Source organism: Tenacibaculum profundi (assembly GCF_057162725.1).
Genome location: NZ_CM169894.1, coordinates 1,438,111 through 1,459,577, shown reverse-complemented (window position 1 = coordinate 1,459,577; position 21,467 = coordinate 1,438,111). Strand labels below are relative to the sequence as shown.

Below are 21,467 nucleotides of genomic sequence, written 5' to 3'. Positions count from 1 at the left end.
AAAGTAGAAATGGGACAAAAAACAAATCCGATAGGAAATCGTCTAGGAATCATCAGAGGTTGGGAGTCTAACTGGTATGGTGGTAATGACTACGGAGATAAAATTGCTGAAGATAATAAGATAAGAAAGTATATTGATGCTAGATTATCTAAAGCTAGTGTTTCGCGTATTATTATTGAGCGTACTTTAAAGCTTGTAACCGTTACTATCACTACGGCTAGACCAGGTATCATTATTGGTAAAGGTGGTCAAGAAGTAGACAAGTTAAAGGAGGAACTTAAGAAAATTACAGGAAAGGAAGTTCAAATCAATATATTTGAGATAAAACGACCTGAATTAGATGCCAATCTTGTAGCTGCTAGTGTAGCACGTCAAATCGAAAACAGAATTTCTTATAAGAGAGCCATAAAAATGGCTATCGCAGCTGCAATCAGAATGAATGCAGAAGGTATTAAAATTCAAATATCTGGTCGTTTAAACGGTGCTGAAATGGCGCGTTCAGAGCATTATAAAGAAGGGAGAATTCCACTTTCTACTTTCAGAGCAGATATCGATTACGCACTTAATGAAGCGCATACTACATACGGAAGAATCGGTGTGAAAGTATGGATTATGAAAGGTGAGGTTTATGGAAAACGTGAGTTATCTCCATTAGTTGGATTATCTAAGCAAAAGGGTAATAGTTCTAATAAAGGAGGAGGAAAACGTCAACCTCGCAGAAGAAAATAATTTTTAAAAGAAATTAGACATGTTACAGCCAAAAAGAGTAAAATTCCGTAGAGTTCAGAAAGGCAAGGGTAATATGAGTGGGAACTCTGGAAGAGGGACACAACTTTCAAATGGAATGTTTGGAATAAAGTCACTCGACCAAAACTTACTTACATCTCGTCAAATTGAAGCAGCTCGTATCGCGGCAACTCGTTATATGAAAAGGGAAGGACAATTATGGATTAAAATTTTTCCAGACAAACCTATAACAAAGAAGCCTTTAGAGGTTCGTATGGGTAAAGGTAAAGGTGCTCCTGATCATTTCGTTGCAGTTGTAAAACCAGGTAGAATATTGTTTGAAGTTGGAGGTGTTCCAATGGAAGTAGCGAAAGAAGCTTTACGTTTAGCAGCTCAAAAGCTACCTGTGAAAACGAAGTTTATCGTCGCAAGAGATTTTGATCATAACGCTTAATTCTAGAAACAATGAAACAATCTGAAATTAAAGAATTATCAACAGCTGATTTACAAGATAAGCTTGGAGCGTTGAAGAAAAATTATACTGATCTTAAGATGGCTCACGCCATAACTCCTTTGGAGAACCCATTAGAGTTACGTAGCTTAAGAAAAACTGTAGCAAGAATTGCTACAGAGTTAACAAAAAGAGAATTACAATAATTCTAGTCAGTTTTAAAGATGGAAAAAAGAAATCTTAGAAAAGAGAGAATAGGTGTTGTATCTAGCAATAAGATGGAGAAATCTATCGTCGTAAGCGAGGTAAAAAGAGTAAAACACCCAATGTACGGAAAATTCGTTTTGAAAACGAAAAAGTATGTTGCACATGACGAGAATAACGATTGCAACGAAGGTGATACTGTAAAAATCATGGAAACACGTCCGTTAAGCAAATCTAAACGTTGGAGATTAGTAGAAATCCTAGAAAGAGCTAAATAATTATGTTACAAACAGAATCAAGATTAAAAGTAGCTGATAATACTGGAGCTAAAGAAGTTTTAGTAATTAGAGTTTTAGGAGGAACAAAGAAGCGTTATGCTAGTGTTGGAGATAAAATTGTTGTAACTGTAAAGTCAGCCACTCCAAACGGTACTGTTAAAAAAGGTCAAGTGTCACGCGCAGTAGTTGTTCGTACCAAGAAAGAGGTTAGACGTAAAGATGGGTCATATATTAGATTTGATGATAATGCTTGTGTACTTTTAAATCCAACAGAGGAAATGAGAGGTACTCGTGTATTTGGTCCTGTAGCCCGTGAATTACGTGAGAAACAGTTTATGAAGATAGTATCATTAGCGCCTGAGGTGCTTTAAAATCATAGATAAGATGAAGAAATTTAAAATCAAATCTGGTGATACTGTTAAAGTTATCGCAGGTGATCATAAAGGATCGGAAGGTAAAGTTTTAACCATACTAAAAGATAAGGATAGGGTTTTAGTTGAAGGAGTTAATATGGTGTCAAAGCACACAAAACCTAGCGCTACCAATCCTCAAGGAGGTATAGTAAAAAAAGAGGCTCCATTGCACATATCTAATGTTTCGTTAATTGAAAATGGTGAAGCAGTTAGAGTTGGCTATAAAGTTGAAGGAGATAAGAAAATTAGATTTTCAAAGAAATCAGATAAAGCAATATAACCATGAGTTACGTACCAAGATTAAAAGAGGAGTACAAGAGCAAAGTTGTAAAAGCTCTTACTGAAGAATTCGGTTATAACAACGTTATGCAAGTTCCTAAATTACAGAAAATTGTAGTTAGTAAAGGTGTAGGTGCTGCTATAGCTGATAAGAAATTAATTGAATATGCTATTGACGAGTTAACTACAATTACTGGACAAAAAGCAGTACCAACTATTTCTAAAAAAGATGTTGCAAACTTTAAATTACGTAAAGGAATGCCGATAGGAGCTAAGGTTACGTTAAGAGGGGATGTAATGTATGAATTTTTAGATCGTTTAATTACTGCTTCATTACCTCGTGTAAGAGATTTTAGTGGTATAGCAAATGGCTTTGATGGTAGAGGTAATTACAATTTAGGAGTTACTGAACAAATCATCTTCCCAGAAATAAATATTGATCAAGTAAAAAAAATCAGTGGAATGGATATTACTTTTGTAACATCAGCTCAAACTGATAAAGAAGCAAAATCATTATTGGCAGAATTAGGTTTACCATTTAAAAAAAATTAAGAAGATGGCTAAAGAATCAATGAAAGCGCGTGAGCGCAAAAGAGCTAAAGCGGTTGAAAAGTATGCTGAAAAAAGAAAAGCTTTAAAGGAAGCTGGAGATTATGAAGGTTTACAAAAATTACCTAAGAATGCATCTCCTGTTAGAATGCATAATCGTTGTAAGTTAACAGGTCGTCCAAAAGGATATATGCGTCAATTTGGTATTTCACGTGTTACTTTCCGTGAAATGGCAAATCAGGGATTAATTCCTGGTGTTAAAAAAGCTAGCTGGTAAAATAACAGATTAGAAATAATTATAAGGACTTAAAGTATTAACTTTAGGTCTTTTTTTTTGCGATATTTATTCGTTAATTCCAGTTTATGCACAGGAATTTGTATTAGTTCAATATGTACTTATTCAAAAAAACAACATAAAAAGACAATAAATTAAGTGTCAAAACGATAATTATTAAAAAGGTTTTTTTTTAAAAAAGTTTATGTATATTTGCACACTGTTTTCATGGGGTAATTACGCCCTGTTGTGAATGCAACTAAAACTAAAGTCGTAAAGGCTTTAAATGAGAACAAAGAATGAATATTAACTGGTTTCAGGTTTAGTAATTACGATATTTCGTAGGAACCACAGAAATTACTGAAAACCAAAACCACAAATTAATTAATTATGTACACAGATCCAATCGCGGATTTTCTAACTCGAGTGAGAAATGCAATTGCTGCAGGTCATCGAGTAGTTGAAGTTCCAGCTTCAAAGCTGAAGAAGGAGATGACAAAAATTTTGTTTGATCAAGGGTACATTTTGAGTTATCAATTTAATGATGATTCTGTTCAGGGATCAATTAAGATAGCTTTAAAGTACGACAGAGGAACAAAAGAATCAGTAATCAGAAAGATTCAAAGAGTGTCAACTCCAGGGTTACGTAAATACGTTGCTTCTAAAGAAATGCCAAGAGTTTTAAATGGCCTAGGTATTGCTATTGTCTCTACATCTAAAGGTGTTATGACAAATAAGAAAGCTCGTCAAGAAAACGTAGGAGGAGAGGTATTATGTTACGTTTATTAAATTAACACTATTGTAAAATGAGTAGAATAGGAAAAAATCCAATCGCATTACCACAAGGTGTTGAAGTTAAAGTAAGCGACAACGTGGTTACCGTTAAAGGTAAATTAGGGGAATTAACACAAGAATTAACCTCTGGTATTACATTGAAAATTGAAGATGGCTCAATTGTACTTGATAGACCATCCGATAGTAAGGAGCATAAAGCTAAACACGGCCTATATCGTTCGTTACTGAAAAATATGATTGAAGGTGTTAGTACTGGATTTACTAAAGAATTAGAATTAGTCGGAGTAGGTTACAGGGCCTCGAATCAGGGACAAAAACTAGATTTAGCTTTGGGTTTCTCTCACAATATTTTGTTAGAGTTAGCTCCAGAAGTGAAAATAGAAACAGTATCTGAAAAGGGGAAAAATCCTATAGTTAAACTAACATCTCATGATAAGCAGTTAGTAGGTCAAGTAGCTGCTAAAATTAGATCTTTCCGTAAGCCAGAACCTTACAAAGGAAAAGGGATTAAGTTTGTAGGAGAGGTATTAAGAAGAAAAGCAGGTAAATCTGCATAATAAATTAAGATAAATATTATTATGGCATTATCAAAGCTTGAAAGAAGACAACGTATTAAGCACAGAATTAGAAAAATAGTTAAAGGGACTGCTGAGAAACCTAGACTGTCTGTGTTTAGAAGTAATAAAGAAATTTATGCTCAATTAATTGATGATGTTACTGGTGTAACATTAGTTTCTGCATCATCAAGAGATAAAGAAGTATCATCTAGCTCTAAAGCAGATTCTGCTACTGCGGTTGGAAAAAGTATCGCAGAAAAAGCTGTAAAAGCTGGAGTAGATTCTGTTGCTTTTGATCGTAACGGTTATTTATACCACGGTAGAGTAAAAGTATTAGCTGACGCTGCAAGAGAAGCTGGTTTAAAATTTTAAGAAATTATATTATGTTAGGATATAAAAACGTAGAAAGAGTAAAACCAAGCGGATTAGAGCTTGTTGATAGATTAGTAGGCGTTCAACGTGTTACTAAGGTAACCAAGGGGGGACGTGCATTTGGTTTTTCTGCTATTGTTGTTGTAGGTGATGGAAATGGAGTTGTAGGTCACGGATTAGGAAAGTCAAAAGATGTTTCATCTGCTATAGCTAAGGCAGTAGAAGAAGCTAAGAAAAATTTAGTTCGTATCCCTCTTTTAGATGGTACTTTACCTCATGAACAAAAAGGAAAGTATGGTGGAGCAAGGGTATTCATTAAGCCTGCATCACACGGTACCGGGGTTATTGCTGGTGGAGCTGTCCGTTCTGTTTTAGAATCAGTAGGTGTGAAAGACGTATTGTCAAAGTCTCAAGGATCTTCAAATCCTCACAATGTTGTAAAAGCTACATTCGATGCACTTTTGCAACTACGTAGTGCTGAAACAATCGCCAAACAGCGTGGAATTTCTTTAGAAAAAGTTTTTAATGGTTAAAATTTAAGACGATGAGTAAAATTAGAGTTACACAAGTAAAAAGTCAAATCGGTCGCCTTAAAAATCAAAAAAGAACTTTAGAGGCATTAGGTTTACGTAAAATTAACCAAACTGTAGAACATGAAGCATCAGCTACAATTTTGGGAATGGTAAATAAAGTTAAACACTTAATTTCTGTTGAAGAAATTAAATAAGATATTATAAGATGAGTTTACATAACTTAAAACCAGCATCAGGATCTACTAAAAGCGGTAAAAGAATTGCTCGTGGAGAAGGCTCTGGTCATGGAGGTACTTCTACAAGAGGTCACAAAGGGGCTAAATCTCGTTCAGGATATTCTCGTAAGGTAGGTTTCGAAGGCGGACAAATGCCCCTTCAAAGACGTGTGCCAAAATTTGGATTCACTAACAGAAATCGTGTAGAATATGTTGGTGTTAATTTAGATAAATTACAAAGTTTAGTCGACAAAGGAAGAGTAACTGATACAGTAAATCTAGAAGTATTAGTAGAGAATCGTTTAGCGCGTAAAAATGACTTAATTAAAATATTAGGGAATGGAGAGTTAAAAGCTAAATTAAATATTACCGTACATAAATTTACTGCATCTGCAAAGGCTGCTATTGAAGCAGCAGGTGGTGAAGCGGTTACCTTATAAGAAAACTGTAAATGATGAATTTTATAAATACTTTAAGAGACATTTTCAAGATTGAAGAGTTAAAGGAAAAAATTCTTTTAACCATTGGTTTAATTGCTGTATACCGATTTATGGCTGCTGTTCCTTTACCCGGAATAGACCCTACTCAGTTAGCAGCGTTAAAAGATCAAGCAGGAGGTGGTCTTTTAGGTTTATTAAACGCATTTACAGGAGGTGCATTTGCAAGAGCATCAGTTATGGCTCTTGGTATTATGCCTTATATTTCCGCTTCTATTGTAGTTCAATTAATGGGTATTGCGGTACCATATTTACAGAAACTTCAAAAAGATGGGGAGAGTGGTAGAAAAAAAATTACACAAATTACAAGGTGGTTAACAATTTTAATCACTTTAGTACAAGGTCCAACATACATTACAGCTATTAAGACCCAATTTGGATTACCTGATTCAGCTTTTTTAGTCTCTGGTGCTACATTTTGGATATCATCTATGATTTTACTTACAGCGGGAACTATTTTTGCTATGTGGTTGGGAGAGCGTATTACTGATAAGGGAGTTGGTAACGGAATATCGTTATTAATTACTGTTGGTATTATTGCAAATTTTCCAGTTGCATTTTTACAAGAAGTTGTTTCTAAAACAGGAAACCCCGGAGGAGGTGGTATCATGATGATACTTATTGAATTAATTATATGGTTTGTGGTAATTTTATTAACCGTGTTATTAGTTACAGCAGTAAGAAAGGTAGCAGTGCAATACGCACGTCGTTCAGCAGTAGCAAGTGTAAAGGATGTTGATTCAGCAAGACAATATATACCTTTAAAACTAAATGCAGCAGGGGTTATGCCTATTATATTTGCTCAAGCTATTATGTTTTTACCTGTAGCTCTTGGACAAAAATATCCTGCATTAAATAGTTTAGCAGATAACTTTGGTTTATGGTACAATATTATATTCGCTGTTTTAATTATTGTTTTTAGTTATTTCTATACGGCGATAACTATACCTACTAATAAGATGGCCGAAGATTTAAAAAGAAGTAATGGTTTTGTTCCTGGATATAAACCAGGAGAGGAAACTGCTAATTATTTAGATTCAGTGTTATCAAAAATAACATTCCCAGGATCTCTGTTTTTAGCAGCCTTATCTATATTGCCTGCAATTATTGTTAAGTTTGGGGTGACTCAAAACTGGGCAATGTTCTATGGAGGAACATCCTTAATCATTATGGTAGGAGTTGCTATTGATACAATTCAACAAATCAATTCATATTTATTGAACAGTCGTTATGACGGTTTAATGAAGTCAGGAAATAGTAGTAATAGAAAATCATTAAAGTAAATATGGCTAAACAAGCAGCAATCCAACAGGATGGAACTATAACAGAGGCTTTATCTAATGCTATGTTCAGGGTAGAATTAGAAAATGGTCATATTGTAACGGCACACATTTCAGGTAAAATGAGAATGCATTATATTAAAATATTACCAGGAGATAAGGTTAAGCTTGAAATGAGTCCTTATGATTTATCTAAGGCAAGAATTACATTCAGATATTAAAAAACAAAACTGATGAAAGTAAGAGCATCACTAAAGAAAAGAAGCGCCGACTGCAAAATTGTTCGCAGAAAAGGCAGATTATACGTAATAAATAAAAAGAATCCTAGATTTAAACAAAGACAAGGGTAGTTATGGCAAGAATCGCAGGTATTGATATTCCAAAGAATAAGAGAGGCGTTATCGCTTTAACATACATCTTTGGTATAGGAAGAAGCAGAGCTAAAGAAGTATTAGCAAATGCAAAAATAGACGAAGGTATCAAAGTTCAAGACTGGACAGACGACCAAATTGCAGCAATTCGTGAACAAGTTGGAACTTACACAATTGAGGGGGAATTACGCTCAGAGGTTCAATTAAGCATTAAACGTTTAATGGACATAGGTTGTCAAAGGGGTATACGCCACAGATTAGGTTTACCTTTAAGAGGCCAGAGAACTAAAAATAACTCTCGTACAAGAAAAGGTAAGAGAAAAACTGTAGCTAACAAGAAAAAATAATTTCTAATTATTTTTACTAATAGTAATGAATTATGGCAAAGTCTAAAGTAACAAAAAAACGTAAAGTTGTTATAGAATCAGTTGGAGAAGCTCACGTAACTGCATCATTTAACAATATCATTATATCTTTAACAAATAAAAAGGGAGATGTAATCTCTTGGTCATCTGCCGGTAAAATGGGGTTCAGAGGATCAAAAAAGAACACACCTTATGCAGCGCAATTAGCTGCAGAAGATTGCGCATCTGTCGCAAAAGAAGCTGGTTTACGTAAAGTTAAAGTATATGTTAAAGGTCCAGGTAATGGAAGAGAATCAGCTATACGATCTATTCACAACTCTGGTATAGAAGTAACAGAAATTATAGATGTAACTCCTATCCCACATAATGGATGTCGTCCTCCAAAAAGGAGAAGAGTATAATAAAATCGTTTATTTTATTTATACTGGTATTTAAATTTAACCTAGCAGGAATAGTACTATCGAAGGAGTTAGCCTTAATTCATGGTACCTGCTTAATTTTATAAGAAATGGCAAGATATACAGGACCAAAAACTAAAATTGCTCGTAAATTTGGAGAAGCAATTTTTGGTGAAGATAAAAGTTTTGAAAAAAGAAATTACCCTCCAGGGCAACACGGTTCTGGAAAAAGAAGAGGTAAAAAATCTGAATATGCTATTCAGTTAAGCGAAAAGCAAAAAGCAAAATATACTTACGGTATTTTGGAGCGCCAATTTAGTAATTTATTTAAGAAGGCATCTTCATCTAAAGGTATTACTGGTGAGGTATTATTACAGTTATGTGAATCGCGTCTAGATAACGTTGTGTATAGATTAGGAATGTCTAATTCTAGAAGAGGTGCTAGGCAATTAGTTTCTCATAGACATATTACTGTTAACGGTAATATCGTAAATATTCCATCATACAGATTACGCGCCGGTGATGTGGTTGCTGTAAGAGAAAAATCAAAGTCCTTAGATACAATCGAAAATGCTTTAGCATCGAACAGTAATGTTTACGAATGGTTGTCTTGGAATGCAGATCAAAAGGCAGGTACTTTTGTCAAAGTTCCAGAAAGACTACAAATTCCTGAAAATATTAAAGAGCAATTAATCGTAGAATTATATTCTAAGTAATAAATTAAACATATTGGGATAAAGCCAAAGGATTAGTTCGAATTTCTTCAACCTTATTAATCGCGCAACTTTATAACAATTAAAACGAAGAAAAATATGGCAATTTTAAACTTTCAGAAACCAGATAAGGTAATAATGATTGAATCTACTGATTTTACTGGTAGATTTGAATTTAGACCACTTGAACCAGGTTTCGGATTAACTGTTGGTAATGCTTTAAGAAGAGTTTTATTATCTTCTTTAGAAGGTTTTGCAATTACTTCATTACGTGTAGATGGAGTGGATCATGAATTTTCTACAATTGAAGGAGTTGTAGAAGATGTAACAGAGATCATATTAAATCTAAAACAAGTTAGATTTAAGAAACAAATTGAAGACTCAGATAGAGAAACTGTTTCTATCGCTATTTCTGGACAAGATCAGTTAAAAGCTGGTGATTTACAGAAATTTATATCTGGATTTCAAGTGTTAAATCCTGATTTGGTTATTTGTAATATGGACAAGTCTGTAACGTTAAATGCAGAATTGGCTATAGAAAAAGGACGTGGATTCGTTCCTGCAGAAGAAAACAAGCGAGCTGGTGCTCCATTGGGCACTATATTTACAGATGCAATATTTACACCTATTAAAAATGTAAAGTATGCTGTAGAAAACTTTCGTGTAGAGCAAAAGACAGATTATGAGAAACTAATATTTGACATAGATACTGATGGATCAATTAATCCTAAAGATGCTTTAACTGAAGCTGCAAAGATTTTGATTCACCATTTTATGTTATTCTCTGATGAGCGTATTACATTGGAAGCCGATGAAATTGCTCAAACAGAAACATACGATGAGGAATCTTTACATATGAGACAGCTATTAAAGACAAAGCTTGTTGATATGGATTTATCGGTTCGTGCCTTAAATTGTTTAAAAGCTGCTGAAGTTGATACTTTAGGAGATTTAGTATCATTTAATAAAAGTGACTTAATGAAGTTTAGAAACTTTGGGAAAAAATCATTAACTGAATTAGAAGAGTTGGTGCATAACAAAGGATTAAATTTTGGAATGGATTTAAGTAAATATAAGTTAGATAGAGATTAACCTTTCATAGTTTGCTCCCCATAAAGGGTTGTAGCAAGATGAAAGACAAACCCAAATGTCATGAGACACGGAAAAAAAATAAACCATTTAGGAAGAAAAACTGCGCATAGAAAGTCTATGTTAGCGAATATGGCATGTTCTTTAATTGAGCATAAACGAATAAATACGACTGAAGCCAAGGCCAAAGCGTTAAGAAAATTTGTTGAGCCATTAATAACTAAATCAAAAGCAGATACGACTCATAATCGTCGTGTTGTTTTTAGTTATTTGAGAAATAAGTTCGCTGTTACAGAACTTTTTAAGGAGGTTTCAGTAAAAGTAGCTGATAGACCGGGAGGTTATGTTCGTATTATTAAATTAGGAAATAGACAAGGAGATAATGCTCCAATGGCTATGGTTGAGTTAGTTGATTATAACGAATTGTATAATCCAAAAGGAACTAAGGCTAAAAAGACTACGCGTCGAAGTCGAAGAGGTGGAAAGAAAGTTTCAGATACTGCACCAGATGTAACGGAAGCAACACCTTCACAAGAAGAAGAATAAAAATGAAAATTTTTATATCATATTAAAAGAAAGGGATAAACATTTAATGTTTGTCCCTTTTTTTAAATAATTTTACAGCGAATTTATTACAACACACTAAATGAAATATCAATCTAGAAAAAAAGCCCTAATTTTATTAGCTGACGGAACAATCTTTTATGGGAATTCTATAGGAATTGAAGGAACTGCTACAGGTGAAATTTGTTTCAATACTGGGATGACCGGTTATCAAGAGATTTTCACAGATCCGTCTTACTTTGGACAACTAATGGTTACGACCAACGCTCATATTGGAAATTATGGAGTTAATGATCATGAAGTAGAGTCAGAAGGTATTAAAATTGCAGGATTAATTTGTAGAAATTTCAGTTTTACTCATTCTAGACCCGATTCAGATGGTAACTTAAAAGACTGGTTTGAAAAGCACAATTTAGTTGCTATCTCAAATGTTGATACAAGAGCACTAGTAGCCTATATAAGAGATAATGGCGCTATGAATGCAATTATTTCTACAGAAATTGAAAATATTGAAAAACTTAAAAAACAATTAGCACAAGTTCCAAGTATGGAAGGTCTAGAATTGGCTTCTAAGGTTTCAACAAAGGAACCTTATTTTGTTGGAGAAGAAGATGCACCAATTAAAATTTCTGCACTTGATATAGGTATTAAGAAAAATATATTGAGAAATCTTGCAAAAAGAGGGGCTTATATCAAAGTGTATCCATACAATTCAAGTTTTGATGATTTAAGTTCATTTAATCCTGATGGGTACTTCATATCTAATGGACCTGGAGATCCAAAACCGTTGTTAGAAGCACAAAACACAGCCAAAAAGATTATGGAAAAGGATTTACCTTTATTTGGTATTTGCTTAGGTCACCAAGTTATTGCATTGGCTAATGGTATTTCAACTTATAAAATGCATAATGGGCATAGAGGAATTAATCATCCAGTGAAAAACCTGGTAACAGGTAAAGGTGAAATAACTTCTCAAAATCATGGTTTTGCTGTTAATAAAGAAGAAGCAGAAACCCATACTGATATTGAAATTACACATATACATTTGAATGATAATACAGTTGCAGGAATAAAGATAAAAAATAAGAATACTTTTTCTGTCCAATATCATCCAGAGGCTAGTCCTGGACCTAACGATGCAGATTACTTATTCGATCAATTTATCGAAAATATTAAAAAAACAAAATAAGAAGAGTTCCCACTAAAAAGTGGGAATTTCAATTTGATAACGTTTTCGCAAAATCATTATTAATTAAAACAATTAAGGGTAGTATTTTGTAAATTGGCTATCTGAAATTACTAACACATAAACAGGATGAGTATTATAATTAACATTCAAGCACGTCAAATTTTTGATTCGAGAGGAAATCCTACAGTAGAGGTAGATGTGACTACAGAAAATGGAATTATTGGCAGAGCAGCAGTTCCATCAGGAGCATCAACTGGAGAACATGAAGCTGTTGAATTACGTGATGGAGGAGGTTTGTATATGGGGAAGGGTGTATTAAAAGCAGTTGAAAATGTAAATACACTAATTGCTCAAGAACTTTTAGGTGTTTCTGTTTTCGAACAAAATATGATTGATAAAATCATGATCGACTTAGACGGTACCGAAAATAAGTCTAATTTAGGAGCAAATGCGATTTTAGGAGTATCGCTTGCAGCCGCGAAGGCAGCAGCTAATGAGTTAGGGCTTCCTTTGTATCGTTATATAGGTGGAGTATCTGCAAATACTTTACCAGTGCCTATGATGAATATTATTAATGGTGGCTCTCACTCGGATGCGCCAATTGCTTTTCAAGAATTTATGATAATGCCTGTTAAGGCTAAGAATTTTACTGAGGCAATGCAAATAGGTTCTGAAATATTTCATAATTTAAAAAAGGTTCTTCATGATAGAAATTTATCAACAGCGGTAGGCGATGAGGGAGGTTTTGCTCCGTCGTTAGAGGGTACTGAAGATGCCATTGAAACGATAGCTTTAGCAACTAAAAATGCTGGATACAAGTTTGGAGACGAAGTAATGATCGCTTTAGATTGTGCATCTGCTGAATTTTACATAAATGGTAAGTATGACTACACGAAGTTTGAAGGAGATAAGGGAGCTATAAGAACCTCAGAAGAGCAAGCTTCTTATTTAGCTGAATTGGTAGAGAAATATCCAATTATTTCTATTGAGGACGGAATGGATGAGAATGACTGGGATGGATGGAAATTATTAACTCAGAAAGTTGGGAAAAAAGCTCAGCTAGTTGGTGATGATTTGTTTGTAACTAATGTAGAAAGGTTATATAGAGGAATTTCAAATGGAATAGCTAATTCGATTCTTATAAAAGTTAATCAAATAGGAACATTAACAGAGACCATTGCCGCCGTAAATATGGCACATAATGCTGGATATACATCTGTAATGAGCCATAGATCTGGTGAAACAGAGGATAATACTATTGCAGACCTAGCTGTAGCTTTAAATACAGGACAAATTAAGACAGGTTCTGCATCTCGTTCTGACAGGATGGCAAAGTATAATCAATTACTTCGAATTGAAGAGCAATTAGGTGATGTAGCTTACTACCCTCAAGAAAAAGCCTTTAAAATTAACAATAAAAACGAAGAAGAGCTTGTTAAATAAAATATTTAGTAAGTTTAACCATATTATTAAAACCTAGGAAAAATTTTTCTAGGTTTTTTTATTTTTGTGATTCTAGAAAATTTAATTTTGATAGAACTTTTTAATAGCAATTATTTTATTGCTGAGCCATTCTGTTTTTTTTGGTAAATATTCTAATTTTTTAGAGTAAAAAACTCTTTCTTACGGCTTTCAGAATTTTATAAAAAATGGTATCTTCGCCTGTGACTACAATTATAAAAAAACTAAGATACAAAATGTCAGATATAGCAAAATTACAAATTGGCGAAAGCACATATGAATTTCCTTTAGTAAAAGGTACAGAAAATGAAACTGCAATAGATTTAAAAAACCTAAGAGGTAATACTGGTGGTTTAGTAACTATTGATCCAGGTTTCAAGAATACGGGTTCTTGCCAAAGTGCTATAACATTTTTAGATGGTGAAAAAGGTATTTTAAGATATAGAGGGTATTCTATCGAAGAATTAGCTGAAAAGGCAGATTTCTTAGAAGTTGCTTATTTATTAATTTTTGGAGAATTACCTACCAAATTACAACTTGACAAATTTTATAATGATATTTTAGATAATGCCATTGTTGATGATGATATTAAAAAAATTATAGATGCATTTCCTAAAAATGCCCATCCTATGGGTATATTATCTTCTTTAACATCAGCATTAACTGCATTTAACCCTTCCTCAGTAAATGTGGATTCAGAAGAAGCAATGTACAATGCAATTGTGAAAATAATGGGTAAATTTCCTGTTTTAGTAGCATGGACTATGCGTAAAAAAACCGGTATGCCATTACACTATGGTTCACGTAAATTAGGATATGTTGAAAATATTCTAACCATGATGTTCCAAAAGCCAAATGATGAGTATGATATAAACCCAATATTATTAAATGCATTAGACAAACTTTTGATATTACATGCTGATCATGAACAAAATTGTTCTACATCAACAGTTAGAATAGTTGGTTCTTCACATGCTGGATTATTTGCTTCTTTATCAGCAGGGATTTCTGCTTTATGGGGGCCACTTCATGGAGGAGCTAATCAGGCTGTTTTAGAGATGCTAGAGGGGATTAGAACAGATGGAGGAGATACTAAAAAATACATGGCAAAAGCGAAGGATAAAGAAGATCCATTTCGTTTGATGGGATTCGGACATCGTGTTTATAAAAATTTCGATCCGAGAGCCAGAATTATAAAAAAGGCAGCAGATGAAGTACTTGGAGACTTAGGTGTTAATGATCCTGTTCTAGACATAGCTAAAGGTTTAGAAAAGGAAGCATTGAGTGATGATTATTTTGTGAATAGAAAATTATACCCAAATGTTGACTTCTATTCAGGTATAATTTATAGAGCGATGGGAATACCTGTGGAGATGTTTACTGTAATGTTTGCACTTGGGCGTTTACCAGGTTGGATAGCGCAATGGAGAGAAATGAGGTTGCGTAAAGAGCCTATTGGAAGACCTCGTCAAGTCTATACAGGAGCTAACGAAAGAGCATTTGTAGATTTAGAAAAAAGATAAAAGTTATTTAAATACTCAAGTATTGTTTATTAAAATCAATTATATTGTCTTCATTAGTTTTACAAACTTAAAATTTTAAAAATGAAGGAAATTAAGATAATTAAAAATCGATCTGATATTGGTGCGGGTACTCGAGGTTCTGACATGGGTATCGATGCGATCGAAATAGCTGCAATAAATGAAGAGAGTAATTATTTTGATAGATATCCGTTTGAAGATGTAATTACTGAAAATGAATCCATTTATAATAAAGAAAATAACTCATTTGCTAAGCGAATAGAAAATGTTTTCAATCAATGTAAACGACTTTCAAATCATGTAAAGGTGAATCTGCAGGAAGGGAAATTTCCCGTGGTTATATCTGGAGATCATTCTTCTGCTTTGGGAACTATTAGTGGAGTAAAGGCTGCGAATCCAACTAAAAGAGTTGGAGTCGTATGGATAGATGCTCACGGAGATCTACATTCACCATATACTTCACCGTCAGGTAATATACACGGGATGCCATTAGCAGCCGCAATAAGTGACGATAATATCGATAGCCAAATTAATGATGTTGATAGAGAAACGGCTGAATTTTGGGAGCGAATGAAAAACATAGCGACTCCTGGTCAAAAAGTATTAGGAGAAGATATTGTATTTTTTGGAGTACGTGACACTGAGCAACCAGAGGACAACCAAATTGAGAAATATGGAATAAAAAATTATATGGTTGCCGAAGTACGTCATAGAGGAGTAGAAGTTTGTGTGAATGAAACGATAGAAAAACTAAATGAATGCGATATTTTATATGTTTCTTTTGATGTAGATGCTATGGATTGTGACATGGTTTCATACGGTACAGGAACTCCAGTTCCAAAAGGATTTGATCAGTTTGAAGTAATAGAGATCATAAAATTACTTTTAGCAAGTAAAAAAGTGGTTTGTGTAGAGTTTGTAGAAGTGAACCCATTACTTGACATGAAAGGAAATAAGATGGCTAAAACAGCTTTTCAAATTCTAAATTCTATTACAGAAGACATAGAAAAATTATAAATTAAAAAAGCACAAGTATCTATAAAGTACTTGTGTCTTTTTTATTTTATTTTCCATTCAAACAATTTATTTTTAATTAGATCCATATAGTCATAGGATTTAAACATTTAGTACAGAAAACAATTAAAATTAGTTTTAGTTAAATCACGATAACAGTTATAATTTTTTTATAAGTTTTTCTTGTTTTACCCTCTTCTAATGGTATTTAAAACTTAATAAGTGACGTTGGATCTGGCTAGAATGTTAGTATAATTAAAATTCCCTTAGCTAATTTCAGTTACGTTTAGATCATAGAAATTATGTTGATTAATAATATCATGACTTGGCTTATTGAGATATTCATAACATCAAATATCTTGTTTCTATTAAATCTACCATTAACTTCAACAATGATGTATCCATAGATTTTAGAAGTACACCTAAAACGATATTTCATTCCATCTAATATTTTTTTTGAAACTTCATAAGGTTTGTCAAAATGATCAAAAGATTTTTTGACTTCATTCCAAACAATATTGTCTTCTTCTGTCAATTGTTTGAAAGGAGACCAATCTCCTATAATAAAATTAGTGTTTTTTTGATGACTCATATTAAATAAGGTTTATAGTTTATCTATTTTTGGCGTTTTTAAGTTTAATATTTCACATTATTTCGAATGGAAAATTTTCTCTATTAACAATTTTTTAAGTATCAAACCAAAGTCGAAAAAAAATGGATGTTTTTTTTAAAAAAAGGTGTTTTTGTTATTTTTTAAGGTGTGAGAGGCCATTAAATTAGAATAAAAGTAAGTAAGGATTTTACTAATTTTCCACTCAAGAATATTTTTCAAATGGTTGTATTAATTTTATTGTATCCGAAATTCGGAAAAATGAAGTAGAATATAATGTGTTTTTTTGAATAAAAATTTATATTTGTAATTGTAAACTTTAGGAGTAGCTAGTTCGCTAGTTTGAGAAATATCCTTAGAACCTGATATGGTTAATACCAGCGTAGGGAAAAGTTGAGATGCTACACTCAGAAAATAGGTCAAATTTAGCCTATTCGACTTCTATAGTTTGCTTAAATATTCATTCAATGATTATCAAAGTAAACGAAACGACAAAAAAAATCTCAGAAGACTTAACTGTAAGAGGACTGGTTAGAGAATTGGAAATCTCCGATAATGGAATTGCAGTTGCCATTAATAACAATATTGTTAAAAAAGATGACTGGAGTAATCATAAACTTCAGAATAACGACAATATTTTAATCATCCGATCTACGCAAGGAGGATAATTTTTTATTAAAATAAATTCGACAAAAACTAATAACCTTATAATGAAGAAAAAAGATACAGCACCAAAGCAAGACGGTGTAACTAGAAATCCGTTTCCGAATTCAAAAAAAATTTATGTTCCCGGAGAAATTCACCCGCATATTAATGTGGCGATGAGAGAGATTGAATTACACGATACAGTGGATTCAATGACTAAAAAAAGAATGCCAAATGAACCTGTAACTGTTTATGATACTTCAGGGCCATATACAGATCCGAATAAAGAGATAAACATTCACAACGGATTAGAACGGATTAGGGAAAAATGGATTTTAGATAGAGGTGATGTTGAAGAATTGGATGAATTTACTTCTCAATATTGTAACGAGCGATTAAATGATAAGAAGTTAGATCACTTACGATTTAACCTGAAGCATAAAGCTAAAAGAGCGAAGGAAGGGAAAAATGTAACGCAGTTACATTATGCAAAACAAGGAATTATTACTCCCGAAATGGAATATGTTGCTATTCGTGAGAATCAACGAATAGATGAAATGACACGTCTTTCAAAACAACATCCAGGGCAAGATTTTGGAGCAAGCATTCCAGAAAAAATAACACCTGAATTTGTAAGAGAAGAAGTGGCAAGAGGAAGAGCAGTAATACCTTCTAACATAAATCACCCTGAAGCAGAGCCTATGATTTTAGGAAGAAATTTCTTGGTGAAAATCAATGCGAATATTGGTAACTCGGCTACAACTTCATCTATTGAGGAAGAAGTAGAGAAAGCTGTTTGGGCTTGTCGTTGGGGAGCGGATAATATAATGGATTTATCTACAGGTAAAAATATTCATGAAACTAGAGAATGGATTGTTCGTAATTCGCCAGTACCAATCGGTACGGTCCCAATCTACCAGGCTTTAGAAAAAGTAAACGGAGTAGCAGAAGACTTAACATGGGAGATTTTTAGAGATACCTTAATTGAACAAGCTGAGCAAGGCGTTGATTATTTTACTATCCACGCCGGAGTAAGATTGGCTTACGTTCCAATGACAGCGAAACGTATTACAGGAATTGTTTCTCGTGGAGGATCTATTATGGCTAAATGGTGTTTGGCACATCACAAAGAAAGTTTCCTATATACTCATTTTGAGGAAATTTGTGAAATTCTTAAATCATACGACGTCGCTTTCTCTTTAGGAGATGGTTTACGTCCCGGTTGTATTGCAGATGCGAATGATGAAGCTCAATTTGCAGAATTAGAAACATTAGGAGAGTTAACGAAAATAGCATGGAAACATGAAGTTCAGTGCTTTATTGAAGGACCTGGTCATGTACCTATGCATATGATCAAAGCAAATATGGACAAGCAATTAGAAGCTTGTGGTGAAGCTCCTTTCTATACTTTGGGGCCTTTAACTACTGATATTGCTCCAGGATATGATCATATCACTTCAGGAATTGGTGCAGCAATAATTGGATGGTACGGAACAGCTATGTTATGTTATGTTACACCGAAAGAGCACTTAGGGTTACCAAACAGAGATGATGTGCGTACTGGGGTTGTTACCTATAAATTAGCAGCACATGCAGCTGATTTGGCAAAAGGCCATCCAGGAGCACAGCATAGAGATGATGCCTTAAGTAAAGCTCGTTTTGAATTCCGTTGGGAAGATCAATTTAACTTGAGTTTAGATCCAGAATTGGCAAGAGAATATCATGATGAAACACTACCAGCTGAGGGAGCTAAAATAGCGCACTTCTGTTCAATGTGTGGACCGAAATTCTGTTCAATGAAAATAAGTCAAGAAGTTCGTGATTATGCAGCCCAGAAAGAATTGGTGGCAGAAGATGCTATTTCAGAAGGAATGAAGGAAAAGTCTGAAGAATTTAAAACAAAAGGTTCGGAAGTTTATCTATAGAATATAAGATTATAATTATGAATTACGAATGTTACTATTTTTAAATTCGTAATTCATAATTTAAAGTGAAACATATGATTATTTTAATCGCCCCAGAAAAAGATGTAGAAAATGAAATCAAAATTTTACATCAACTCTTTGAGGCAGGCTTAACCCATTATCATTTAAGAAAACCATTTAAAGGATATGAGGAGCATTTTGCATATTTGAATGCTATTGGTGAACAATATCATAATAGAATTGTTGTACATTATTTTCATGAATTGCTAAATGAATTCAATTTAAAAGGAGTTCATTTACAGGAACAACCCAGAATTGATTTAAAAAATCGTTTACGAGAGTATGTTGAAAATTTTAGAAGTAAGGGAAAAACAGTGAGTAGTTCTTTTCATGATCCTGAAGTACTTGATTCATGTTTGGAATTTTTTGATTATTATCTATTAAGCCCTGTGTTTTCCTCTATATCTAAAGCAGGATACGAAGGAAGAGGATTTGACGTAAATCATATGAATAGAATAATTATAGGAATGGGAGGAATAAATGAATCGACAATAGCGGATACTTTGAAATTGGGATTTAGTGGGATTGGTGTTTTAGGAGGTGTTTGGAATGCTGAAAGTCCAGTAGAGAGTTTTAATAACATAAAAAGCGTTTTTAGTACAATTATTCATGGCTAACATATGGGTGAAAAACGATACATATTAACAATAGCAGGTTTTGACCCTTCCAGTGGAGCAGGAATTACGTCAGATATCAAAACATTTGAATCTTTTGGATTGTACGGACTATCAGTTTGTACTGCAATTACTGTTCAAAATGACATTGAATTTAAAAGTTGTACTTGGGTAAAAGATACGATAATACTTGAACAAATTGAAACTTTATTTGAAAGGTTTAAAATACCAATCGTTAAAATTGGTATCATTGAGTCATGGGAAATTCTATTAAAAGTTCAGCAAAAGCTTAGAAAGCTAAATCCTGAGATAGTTATTGTATTAGATCCTGTACTCAAAGCAAGTGCAGGTTATGATTTTCATACCAAGAAAAACTACGAAACATTTAATAAAATGTTGTCTTTATGTGATTTTATTACTCCAAATTATGATGAAATAAAGGCGTTGTTTCCTGAAAAAGATATAGAGGAAACTATTGAAAGTATTGCCGAAAGAACAAATATTTATTTGAAAGGAGGTCATAGAAAAGATAAGAAGGGCTGGGATGAGATTTACTATGGCAAAATTGTTAAATTAAATATTCCCCCGATTTCAGAAAAAGTATTTGATAAACATGGAAGTGGTTGCGTATTATCTGCAGCCCTTGCAGCGAACTTTTATAATAACTTGACAATAGAAGATAAAGGGAAGAGTGTAAAACGATATGTAGAAGAATATCTTAATTCAGACGTTTCCCTTTTAGGAAAACATTATTATGGCAGATGAAGTTAATTATTCTTCAATAAAAAAAGAAATTTAAAAAACAAATACAAAAACAACTATACTAAATTACATAAAACGAAATGATAAGTAAATTACAGTACATAACGCAAGGAAGCACTCCGGATGAACATATAGAAAACATTCAGAAGGCATGTTCTTATGGCGCTGAGTGGGTTCAACTTCGATTAAAGAATTTCGATGAAGACACTATTTTGAAAGTAGCGAAAGAAGCAAGAGCGATTACAAGTCATTTTCAAACAAGATTAATTGTAAACGACTTTTATAAAGTTGCAAGGGAAGTAAAGGCAGATGGAGTGCATTTAGGAAAGAGTGATACATGTCCTTTAGTAGCTAAAAAATACTTAGGAGATATGTATACTGTTGGAGGTACAGCCAATACGTTGGAAGATTGCAGAACACTGGTAGATAAAGGTGTTCATTATATTGGACTTGGACCTTTTAGATTTACTGAAACTAAGAAAAACTTGAGTCCAGTTCTAGGATTGGAAGGATACCAAGCAATTATTGAAGAATTAGCAAGAGAAGTTCCCATTATAGCTATTGGAGGAATTACATTAAAAGATGTTTCAGTCTTGTTAAAAACTGGAATTCATGGAATTGCAGTATCTTCTGAAATTACTCAAAGTTTCAGTGCCATTCCTGCGTTCCATACCTTGTTAAATGCTGGCAGTACATTAGAACAAGTGTATAAGATCAGTTAGA

At 33.4% G+C, this 21,467-nt stretch carries 32 protein-coding genes and 1 riboswitch; of the genes, 31 read left to right on the top strand and 1 reads right to left on the bottom strand.

Features of this window, described 5'->3' with window-relative positions:
* Positions 1-9 precede the first annotated feature (9 nt).
* From rpsC to AC2GW8_RS05785, 26 genes are all read left to right on the top strand, one after another.
* A complete protein-coding gene (gene rpsC / locus AC2GW8_RS05910; RefSeq protein WP_440881850.1) occupies positions 10-729 on the top strand; it encodes a 30S ribosomal protein S3 in 720 nt (239 codons plus the stop codon).
* Positions 730-748: 19 nt separating this feature from the next.
* Positions 749-1,180, top strand: a complete 432-nt coding sequence (gene rplP, locus AC2GW8_RS05905) for a 50S ribosomal protein L16 (RefSeq protein ID WP_440881849.1) — start codon at positions 749-751, stop codon at positions 1,178-1,180.
* Positions 1,181-1,191: 11 nt separating this feature from the next.
* Positions 1,192-1,383, top strand: coding sequence for a 50S ribosomal protein L29 (gene rpmC, locus AC2GW8_RS05900; protein WP_320417884.1), 192 nt, complete (start codon positions 1,192-1,194; stop codon positions 1,381-1,383).
* Positions 1,384-1,401: 18 nt separating this feature from the next.
* Entirely contained in the window at positions 1,402-1,659 is a 258-nt protein-coding gene (rpsQ, locus tag AC2GW8_RS05895; protein ID WP_093668855.1) for a 30S ribosomal protein S17, read from the top strand.
* Positions 1,660-1,661: 2 nt separating this feature from the next.
* Entirely contained in the window at positions 1,662-2,030 is a 369-nt protein-coding gene (gene rplN, locus AC2GW8_RS05890; protein ID WP_093868908.1) for a 50S ribosomal protein L14, read from the top strand.
* A 13-nt stretch (positions 2,031-2,043) separates the two neighbouring features.
* Entirely contained in the window at positions 2,044-2,352 is a 309-nt protein-coding gene (rplX, locus tag AC2GW8_RS05885; RefSeq protein WP_440881848.1) for a 50S ribosomal protein L24, read from the top strand.
* A 2-nt stretch (positions 2,353-2,354) separates the two neighbouring features.
* Positions 2,355-2,903 carry a 50S ribosomal protein L5 gene (rplE, locus tag AC2GW8_RS05880; protein WP_440881847.1) on the top strand — a complete coding sequence of 183 codons (549 nt, stop codon included), beginning with the start codon at positions 2,355-2,357 and terminating at the stop codon, positions 2,901-2,903.
* Between the two features lie 4 nt (positions 2,904-2,907).
* Positions 2,908-3,177 (top strand): 30S ribosomal protein S14, encoded by a 270-nt coding sequence (gene rpsN, locus AC2GW8_RS05875; RefSeq protein ID WP_440881846.1) that lies wholly within the window; start codon positions 2,908-2,910, stop codon positions 3,175-3,177.
* A 387-nt stretch (positions 3,178-3,564) separates the two neighbouring features.
* The gene (gene rpsH, locus AC2GW8_RS05870; protein WP_440881845.1) at positions 3,565-3,963 is read left to right on the top strand and encodes a 30S ribosomal protein S8; all 399 of its coding nucleotides are present in this window, start codon (positions 3,565-3,567) and stop codon (positions 3,961-3,963) included.
* 17 nt (positions 3,964-3,980) lie between these two features.
* On the top strand, positions 3,981-4,526 hold the full coding sequence (rplF, locus tag AC2GW8_RS05865; protein WP_440881844.1) for a 50S ribosomal protein L6: 546 nt from the start codon (positions 3,981-3,983) through the stop codon (positions 4,524-4,526).
* A gap of 21 nt (positions 4,527-4,547) precedes the next feature.
* On the top strand, positions 4,548-4,898 hold the full coding sequence (gene rplR / locus AC2GW8_RS05860; protein WP_440881843.1) for a 50S ribosomal protein L18: 351 nt from the start codon (positions 4,548-4,550) through the stop codon (positions 4,896-4,898).
* A gap of 11 nt (positions 4,899-4,909) precedes the next feature.
* Positions 4,910-5,431, top strand: a complete 522-nt coding sequence (gene rpsE, locus AC2GW8_RS05855) for a 30S ribosomal protein S5 (protein ID WP_440881842.1) — start codon at positions 4,910-4,912, stop codon at positions 5,429-5,431.
* A gap of 11 nt (positions 5,432-5,442) precedes the next feature.
* Positions 5,443-5,625 carry a 50S ribosomal protein L30 gene (gene rpmD / locus AC2GW8_RS05850; RefSeq protein WP_440881841.1) on the top strand — a complete coding sequence of 61 codons (183 nt, stop codon included), beginning with the start codon at positions 5,443-5,445 and terminating at the stop codon, positions 5,623-5,625.
* 11 nt (positions 5,626-5,636) lie between these two features.
* Positions 5,637-6,086 carry a 50S ribosomal protein L15 gene (gene rplO / locus AC2GW8_RS05845; RefSeq protein ID WP_440881840.1) on the top strand — a complete coding sequence of 150 codons (450 nt, stop codon included), beginning with the start codon at positions 5,637-5,639 and terminating at the stop codon, positions 6,084-6,086.
* A gap of 14 nt (positions 6,087-6,100) precedes the next feature.
* Positions 6,101-7,426 carry a preprotein translocase subunit SecY gene (secY, locus tag AC2GW8_RS05840; RefSeq protein WP_440881839.1) on the top strand — a complete coding sequence of 442 codons (1,326 nt, stop codon included), beginning with the start codon at positions 6,101-6,103 and terminating at the stop codon, positions 7,424-7,426.
* Positions 7,427-7,428: 2 nt separating this feature from the next.
* Positions 7,429-7,644, top strand: a complete 216-nt coding sequence (infA, locus tag AC2GW8_RS05835; RefSeq protein WP_440881838.1) for a translation initiation factor IF-1 — start codon at positions 7,429-7,431, stop codon at positions 7,642-7,644.
* Between the two features lie 12 nt (positions 7,645-7,656).
* Positions 7,657-7,773 carry a type B 50S ribosomal protein L36 gene (gene ykgO / locus AC2GW8_RS05830; RefSeq protein ID WP_010181906.1) on the top strand — a complete coding sequence of 39 codons (117 nt, stop codon included), beginning with the start codon at positions 7,657-7,659 and terminating at the stop codon, positions 7,771-7,773.
* A gap of 2 nt (positions 7,774-7,775) precedes the next feature.
* Positions 7,776-8,141: a 30S ribosomal protein S13 gene (gene rpsM, locus AC2GW8_RS05825; protein WP_440881837.1), complete on the top strand. Its 366-nt coding sequence runs from the start codon at positions 7,776-7,778 to the stop codon at positions 8,139-8,141.
* A 32-nt stretch (positions 8,142-8,173) separates the two neighbouring features.
* Complete coding sequence (rpsK, locus tag AC2GW8_RS05820; RefSeq protein ID WP_348704368.1) at positions 8,174-8,560, top strand: 30S ribosomal protein S11; 387 nt, start codon at positions 8,174-8,176, stop codon at positions 8,558-8,560.
* Between the two features lie 107 nt (positions 8,561-8,667).
* Entirely contained in the window at positions 8,668-9,273 is a 606-nt protein-coding gene (rpsD, locus tag AC2GW8_RS05815; RefSeq protein ID WP_440881836.1) for a 30S ribosomal protein S4, read from the top strand.
* A 96-nt stretch (positions 9,274-9,369) separates the two neighbouring features.
* Positions 9,370-10,362, top strand: coding sequence for a DNA-directed RNA polymerase subunit alpha (locus AC2GW8_RS05810; RefSeq protein WP_440881835.1), 993 nt, complete (start codon positions 9,370-9,372; stop codon positions 10,360-10,362).
* Between the two features lie 60 nt (positions 10,363-10,422).
* A complete protein-coding gene (gene rplQ / locus AC2GW8_RS05805; RefSeq protein WP_440881834.1) occupies positions 10,423-10,905 on the top strand; it encodes a 50S ribosomal protein L17 in 483 nt (160 codons plus the stop codon).
* A gap of 100 nt (positions 10,906-11,005) precedes the next feature.
* On the top strand, positions 11,006-12,112 hold the full coding sequence (gene carA, locus AC2GW8_RS05800) for a glutamine-hydrolyzing carbamoyl-phosphate synthase small subunit (RefSeq protein WP_440881833.1): 1,107 nt from the start codon (positions 11,006-11,008) through the stop codon (positions 12,110-12,112).
* A gap of 126 nt (positions 12,113-12,238) precedes the next feature.
* Positions 12,239-13,555, top strand: a complete 1,317-nt coding sequence (gene eno, locus AC2GW8_RS05795; protein ID WP_440881832.1) for a phosphopyruvate hydratase — start codon at positions 12,239-12,241, stop codon at positions 13,553-13,555.
* A gap of 254 nt (positions 13,556-13,809) precedes the next feature.
* Positions 13,810-15,096 (top strand): citrate synthase, encoded by a 1,287-nt coding sequence (locus AC2GW8_RS05790; RefSeq protein WP_440881831.1) that lies wholly within the window; start codon positions 13,810-13,812, stop codon positions 15,094-15,096.
* Positions 15,097-15,177: 81 nt separating this feature from the next.
* On the top strand, positions 15,178-16,131 hold the full coding sequence (locus AC2GW8_RS05785; RefSeq protein WP_440881830.1) for an arginase: 954 nt from the start codon (positions 15,178-15,180) through the stop codon (positions 16,129-16,131).
* Between the two features lie 283 nt (positions 16,132-16,414).
* Here the strand turns inward: AC2GW8_RS05785 and AC2GW8_RS05780 are convergent, their stop codons facing one another.
* Positions 16,415-16,720 carry a hypothetical protein gene (locus tag AC2GW8_RS05780; protein WP_440881829.1) on the bottom strand — a complete coding sequence of 102 codons (306 nt, stop codon included), beginning with the start codon at positions 16,718-16,720 and terminating at the stop codon, positions 16,415-16,417.
* A gap of 329 nt (positions 16,721-17,049) precedes the next feature.
* Positions 17,050-17,144: riboswitch (TPP riboswitch) on the top strand.
* A 61-nt stretch (positions 17,145-17,205) separates the two neighbouring features.
* Here AC2GW8_RS05780 and thiS point away from each other — a divergent pair.
* From thiS to thiE, 5 genes are all read left to right on the top strand, one after another.
* Complete coding sequence (gene thiS / locus AC2GW8_RS05775) at positions 17,206-17,406, top strand: sulfur carrier protein ThiS (protein WP_440881828.1); 201 nt, start codon at positions 17,206-17,208, stop codon at positions 17,404-17,406.
* Positions 17,407-17,448: 42 nt separating this feature from the next.
* Positions 17,449-19,308, top strand: coding sequence for a phosphomethylpyrimidine synthase ThiC (gene thiC / locus AC2GW8_RS05770; RefSeq protein WP_440881827.1), 1,860 nt, complete (start codon positions 17,449-17,451; stop codon positions 19,306-19,308).
* A 74-nt stretch (positions 19,309-19,382) separates the two neighbouring features.
* A complete protein-coding gene (locus AC2GW8_RS05765) occupies positions 19,383-19,985 on the top strand; it encodes a thiamine phosphate synthase (protein WP_440881826.1) in 603 nt (200 codons plus the stop codon).
* 3 nt (positions 19,986-19,988) lie between these two features.
* Positions 19,989-20,747: a hydroxymethylpyrimidine/phosphomethylpyrimidine kinase gene (locus tag AC2GW8_RS05760; RefSeq protein WP_440881825.1), complete on the top strand. Its 759-nt coding sequence runs from the start codon at positions 19,989-19,991 to the stop codon at positions 20,745-20,747.
* A 77-nt stretch (positions 20,748-20,824) separates the two neighbouring features.
* Positions 20,825-21,466 (top strand): thiamine phosphate synthase, encoded by a 642-nt coding sequence (gene thiE, locus AC2GW8_RS05755; protein WP_440881824.1) that lies wholly within the window; start codon positions 20,825-20,827, stop codon positions 21,464-21,466.
* The last annotated feature ends 1 nt before the right edge of the window (position 21,467 follow it).

Bases quoted from the DNA above. Each gene is read 5' to 3' on its own strand.
- rpsC (WP_440881850.1), top strand. From the start codon at position 10: ATGGGACAAAAAACAAATCCGATAGGAAATCGTCTAGGAATCATCAGA.
- rplP (WP_440881849.1), top strand. From the start codon at position 749: ATGTTACAGCCAAAAAGAGTAAAATTCCGTAGAGTTCAGAAAGGCAAG.
- rpmC (WP_320417884.1), top strand. From the start codon at position 1,192: ATGAAACAATCTGAAATTAAAGAATTATCAACAGCTGATTTACAAGAT.
- rpsQ (WP_093668855.1), top strand. From the start codon at position 1,402: ATGGAAAAAAGAAATCTTAGAAAAGAGAGAATAGGTGTTGTATCTAGC.
- rplN (WP_093868908.1), top strand. From the start codon at position 1,662: ATGTTACAAACAGAATCAAGATTAAAAGTAGCTGATAATACTGGAGCT.
- rplX (WP_440881848.1), top strand. From the start codon at position 2,044: ATGAAGAAATTTAAAATCAAATCTGGTGATACTGTTAAAGTTATCGCA.
- rplE (WP_440881847.1), top strand. From the start codon at position 2,355: ATGAGTTACGTACCAAGATTAAAAGAGGAGTACAAGAGCAAAGTTGTA.
- rpsN (WP_440881846.1), top strand. From the start codon at position 2,908: ATGGCTAAAGAATCAATGAAAGCGCGTGAGCGCAAAAGAGCTAAAGCG.
- rpsH (WP_440881845.1), top strand. From the start codon at position 3,565: ATGTACACAGATCCAATCGCGGATTTTCTAACTCGAGTGAGAAATGCA.
- rplF (WP_440881844.1), top strand. From the start codon at position 3,981: ATGAGTAGAATAGGAAAAAATCCAATCGCATTACCACAAGGTGTTGAA.
- rplR (WP_440881843.1), top strand. From the start codon at position 4,548: ATGGCATTATCAAAGCTTGAAAGAAGACAACGTATTAAGCACAGAATT.
- rpsE (WP_440881842.1), top strand. From the start codon at position 4,910: ATGTTAGGATATAAAAACGTAGAAAGAGTAAAACCAAGCGGATTAGAG.
- rpmD (WP_440881841.1), top strand. From the start codon at position 5,443: ATGAGTAAAATTAGAGTTACACAAGTAAAAAGTCAAATCGGTCGCCTT.
- rplO (WP_440881840.1), top strand. From the start codon at position 5,637: ATGAGTTTACATAACTTAAAACCAGCATCAGGATCTACTAAAAGCGGT.
- secY (WP_440881839.1), top strand. From the start codon at position 6,101: ATGAATTTTATAAATACTTTAAGAGACATTTTCAAGATTGAAGAGTTA.
- infA (WP_440881838.1), top strand. From the start codon at position 7,429: ATGGCTAAACAAGCAGCAATCCAACAGGATGGAACTATAACAGAGGCT.
- ykgO (WP_010181906.1), top strand. From the start codon at position 7,657: ATGAAAGTAAGAGCATCACTAAAGAAAAGAAGCGCCGACTGCAAAATT.
- rpsM (WP_440881837.1), top strand. From the start codon at position 7,776: ATGGCAAGAATCGCAGGTATTGATATTCCAAAGAATAAGAGAGGCGTT.
- rpsK (WP_348704368.1), top strand. From the start codon at position 8,174: ATGGCAAAGTCTAAAGTAACAAAAAAACGTAAAGTTGTTATAGAATCA.
- rpsD (WP_440881836.1), top strand. From the start codon at position 8,668: ATGGCAAGATATACAGGACCAAAAACTAAAATTGCTCGTAAATTTGGA.
- AC2GW8_RS05810 (WP_440881835.1), top strand. From the start codon at position 9,370: ATGGCAATTTTAAACTTTCAGAAACCAGATAAGGTAATAATGATTGAA.
- rplQ (WP_440881834.1), top strand. From the start codon at position 10,423: ATGAGACACGGAAAAAAAATAAACCATTTAGGAAGAAAAACTGCGCAT.
- carA (WP_440881833.1), top strand. From the start codon at position 11,006: ATGAAATATCAATCTAGAAAAAAAGCCCTAATTTTATTAGCTGACGGA.
- eno (WP_440881832.1), top strand. From the start codon at position 12,239: ATGAGTATTATAATTAACATTCAAGCACGTCAAATTTTTGATTCGAGA.
- AC2GW8_RS05790 (WP_440881831.1), top strand. From the start codon at position 13,810: ATGTCAGATATAGCAAAATTACAAATTGGCGAAAGCACATATGAATTT.
- AC2GW8_RS05785 (WP_440881830.1), top strand. From the start codon at position 15,178: ATGAAGGAAATTAAGATAATTAAAAATCGATCTGATATTGGTGCGGGT.
- AC2GW8_RS05780 (WP_440881829.1), bottom strand. From the start codon at position 16,720: ATGAGTCATCAAAAAAACACTAATTTTATTATAGGAGATTGGTCTCCT.
- thiS (WP_440881828.1), top strand. From the start codon at position 17,206: ATGATTATCAAAGTAAACGAAACGACAAAAAAAATCTCAGAAGACTTA.
- thiC (WP_440881827.1), top strand. From the start codon at position 17,449: ATGAAGAAAAAAGATACAGCACCAAAGCAAGACGGTGTAACTAGAAAT.
- AC2GW8_RS05765 (WP_440881826.1), top strand. From the start codon at position 19,383: ATGATTATTTTAATCGCCCCAGAAAAAGATGTAGAAAATGAAATCAAA.
- AC2GW8_RS05760 (WP_440881825.1), top strand. From the start codon at position 19,989: ATGGGTGAAAAACGATACATATTAACAATAGCAGGTTTTGACCCTTCC.
- thiE (WP_440881824.1), top strand. From the start codon at position 20,825: ATGATAAGTAAATTACAGTACATAACGCAAGGAAGCACTCCGGATGAA.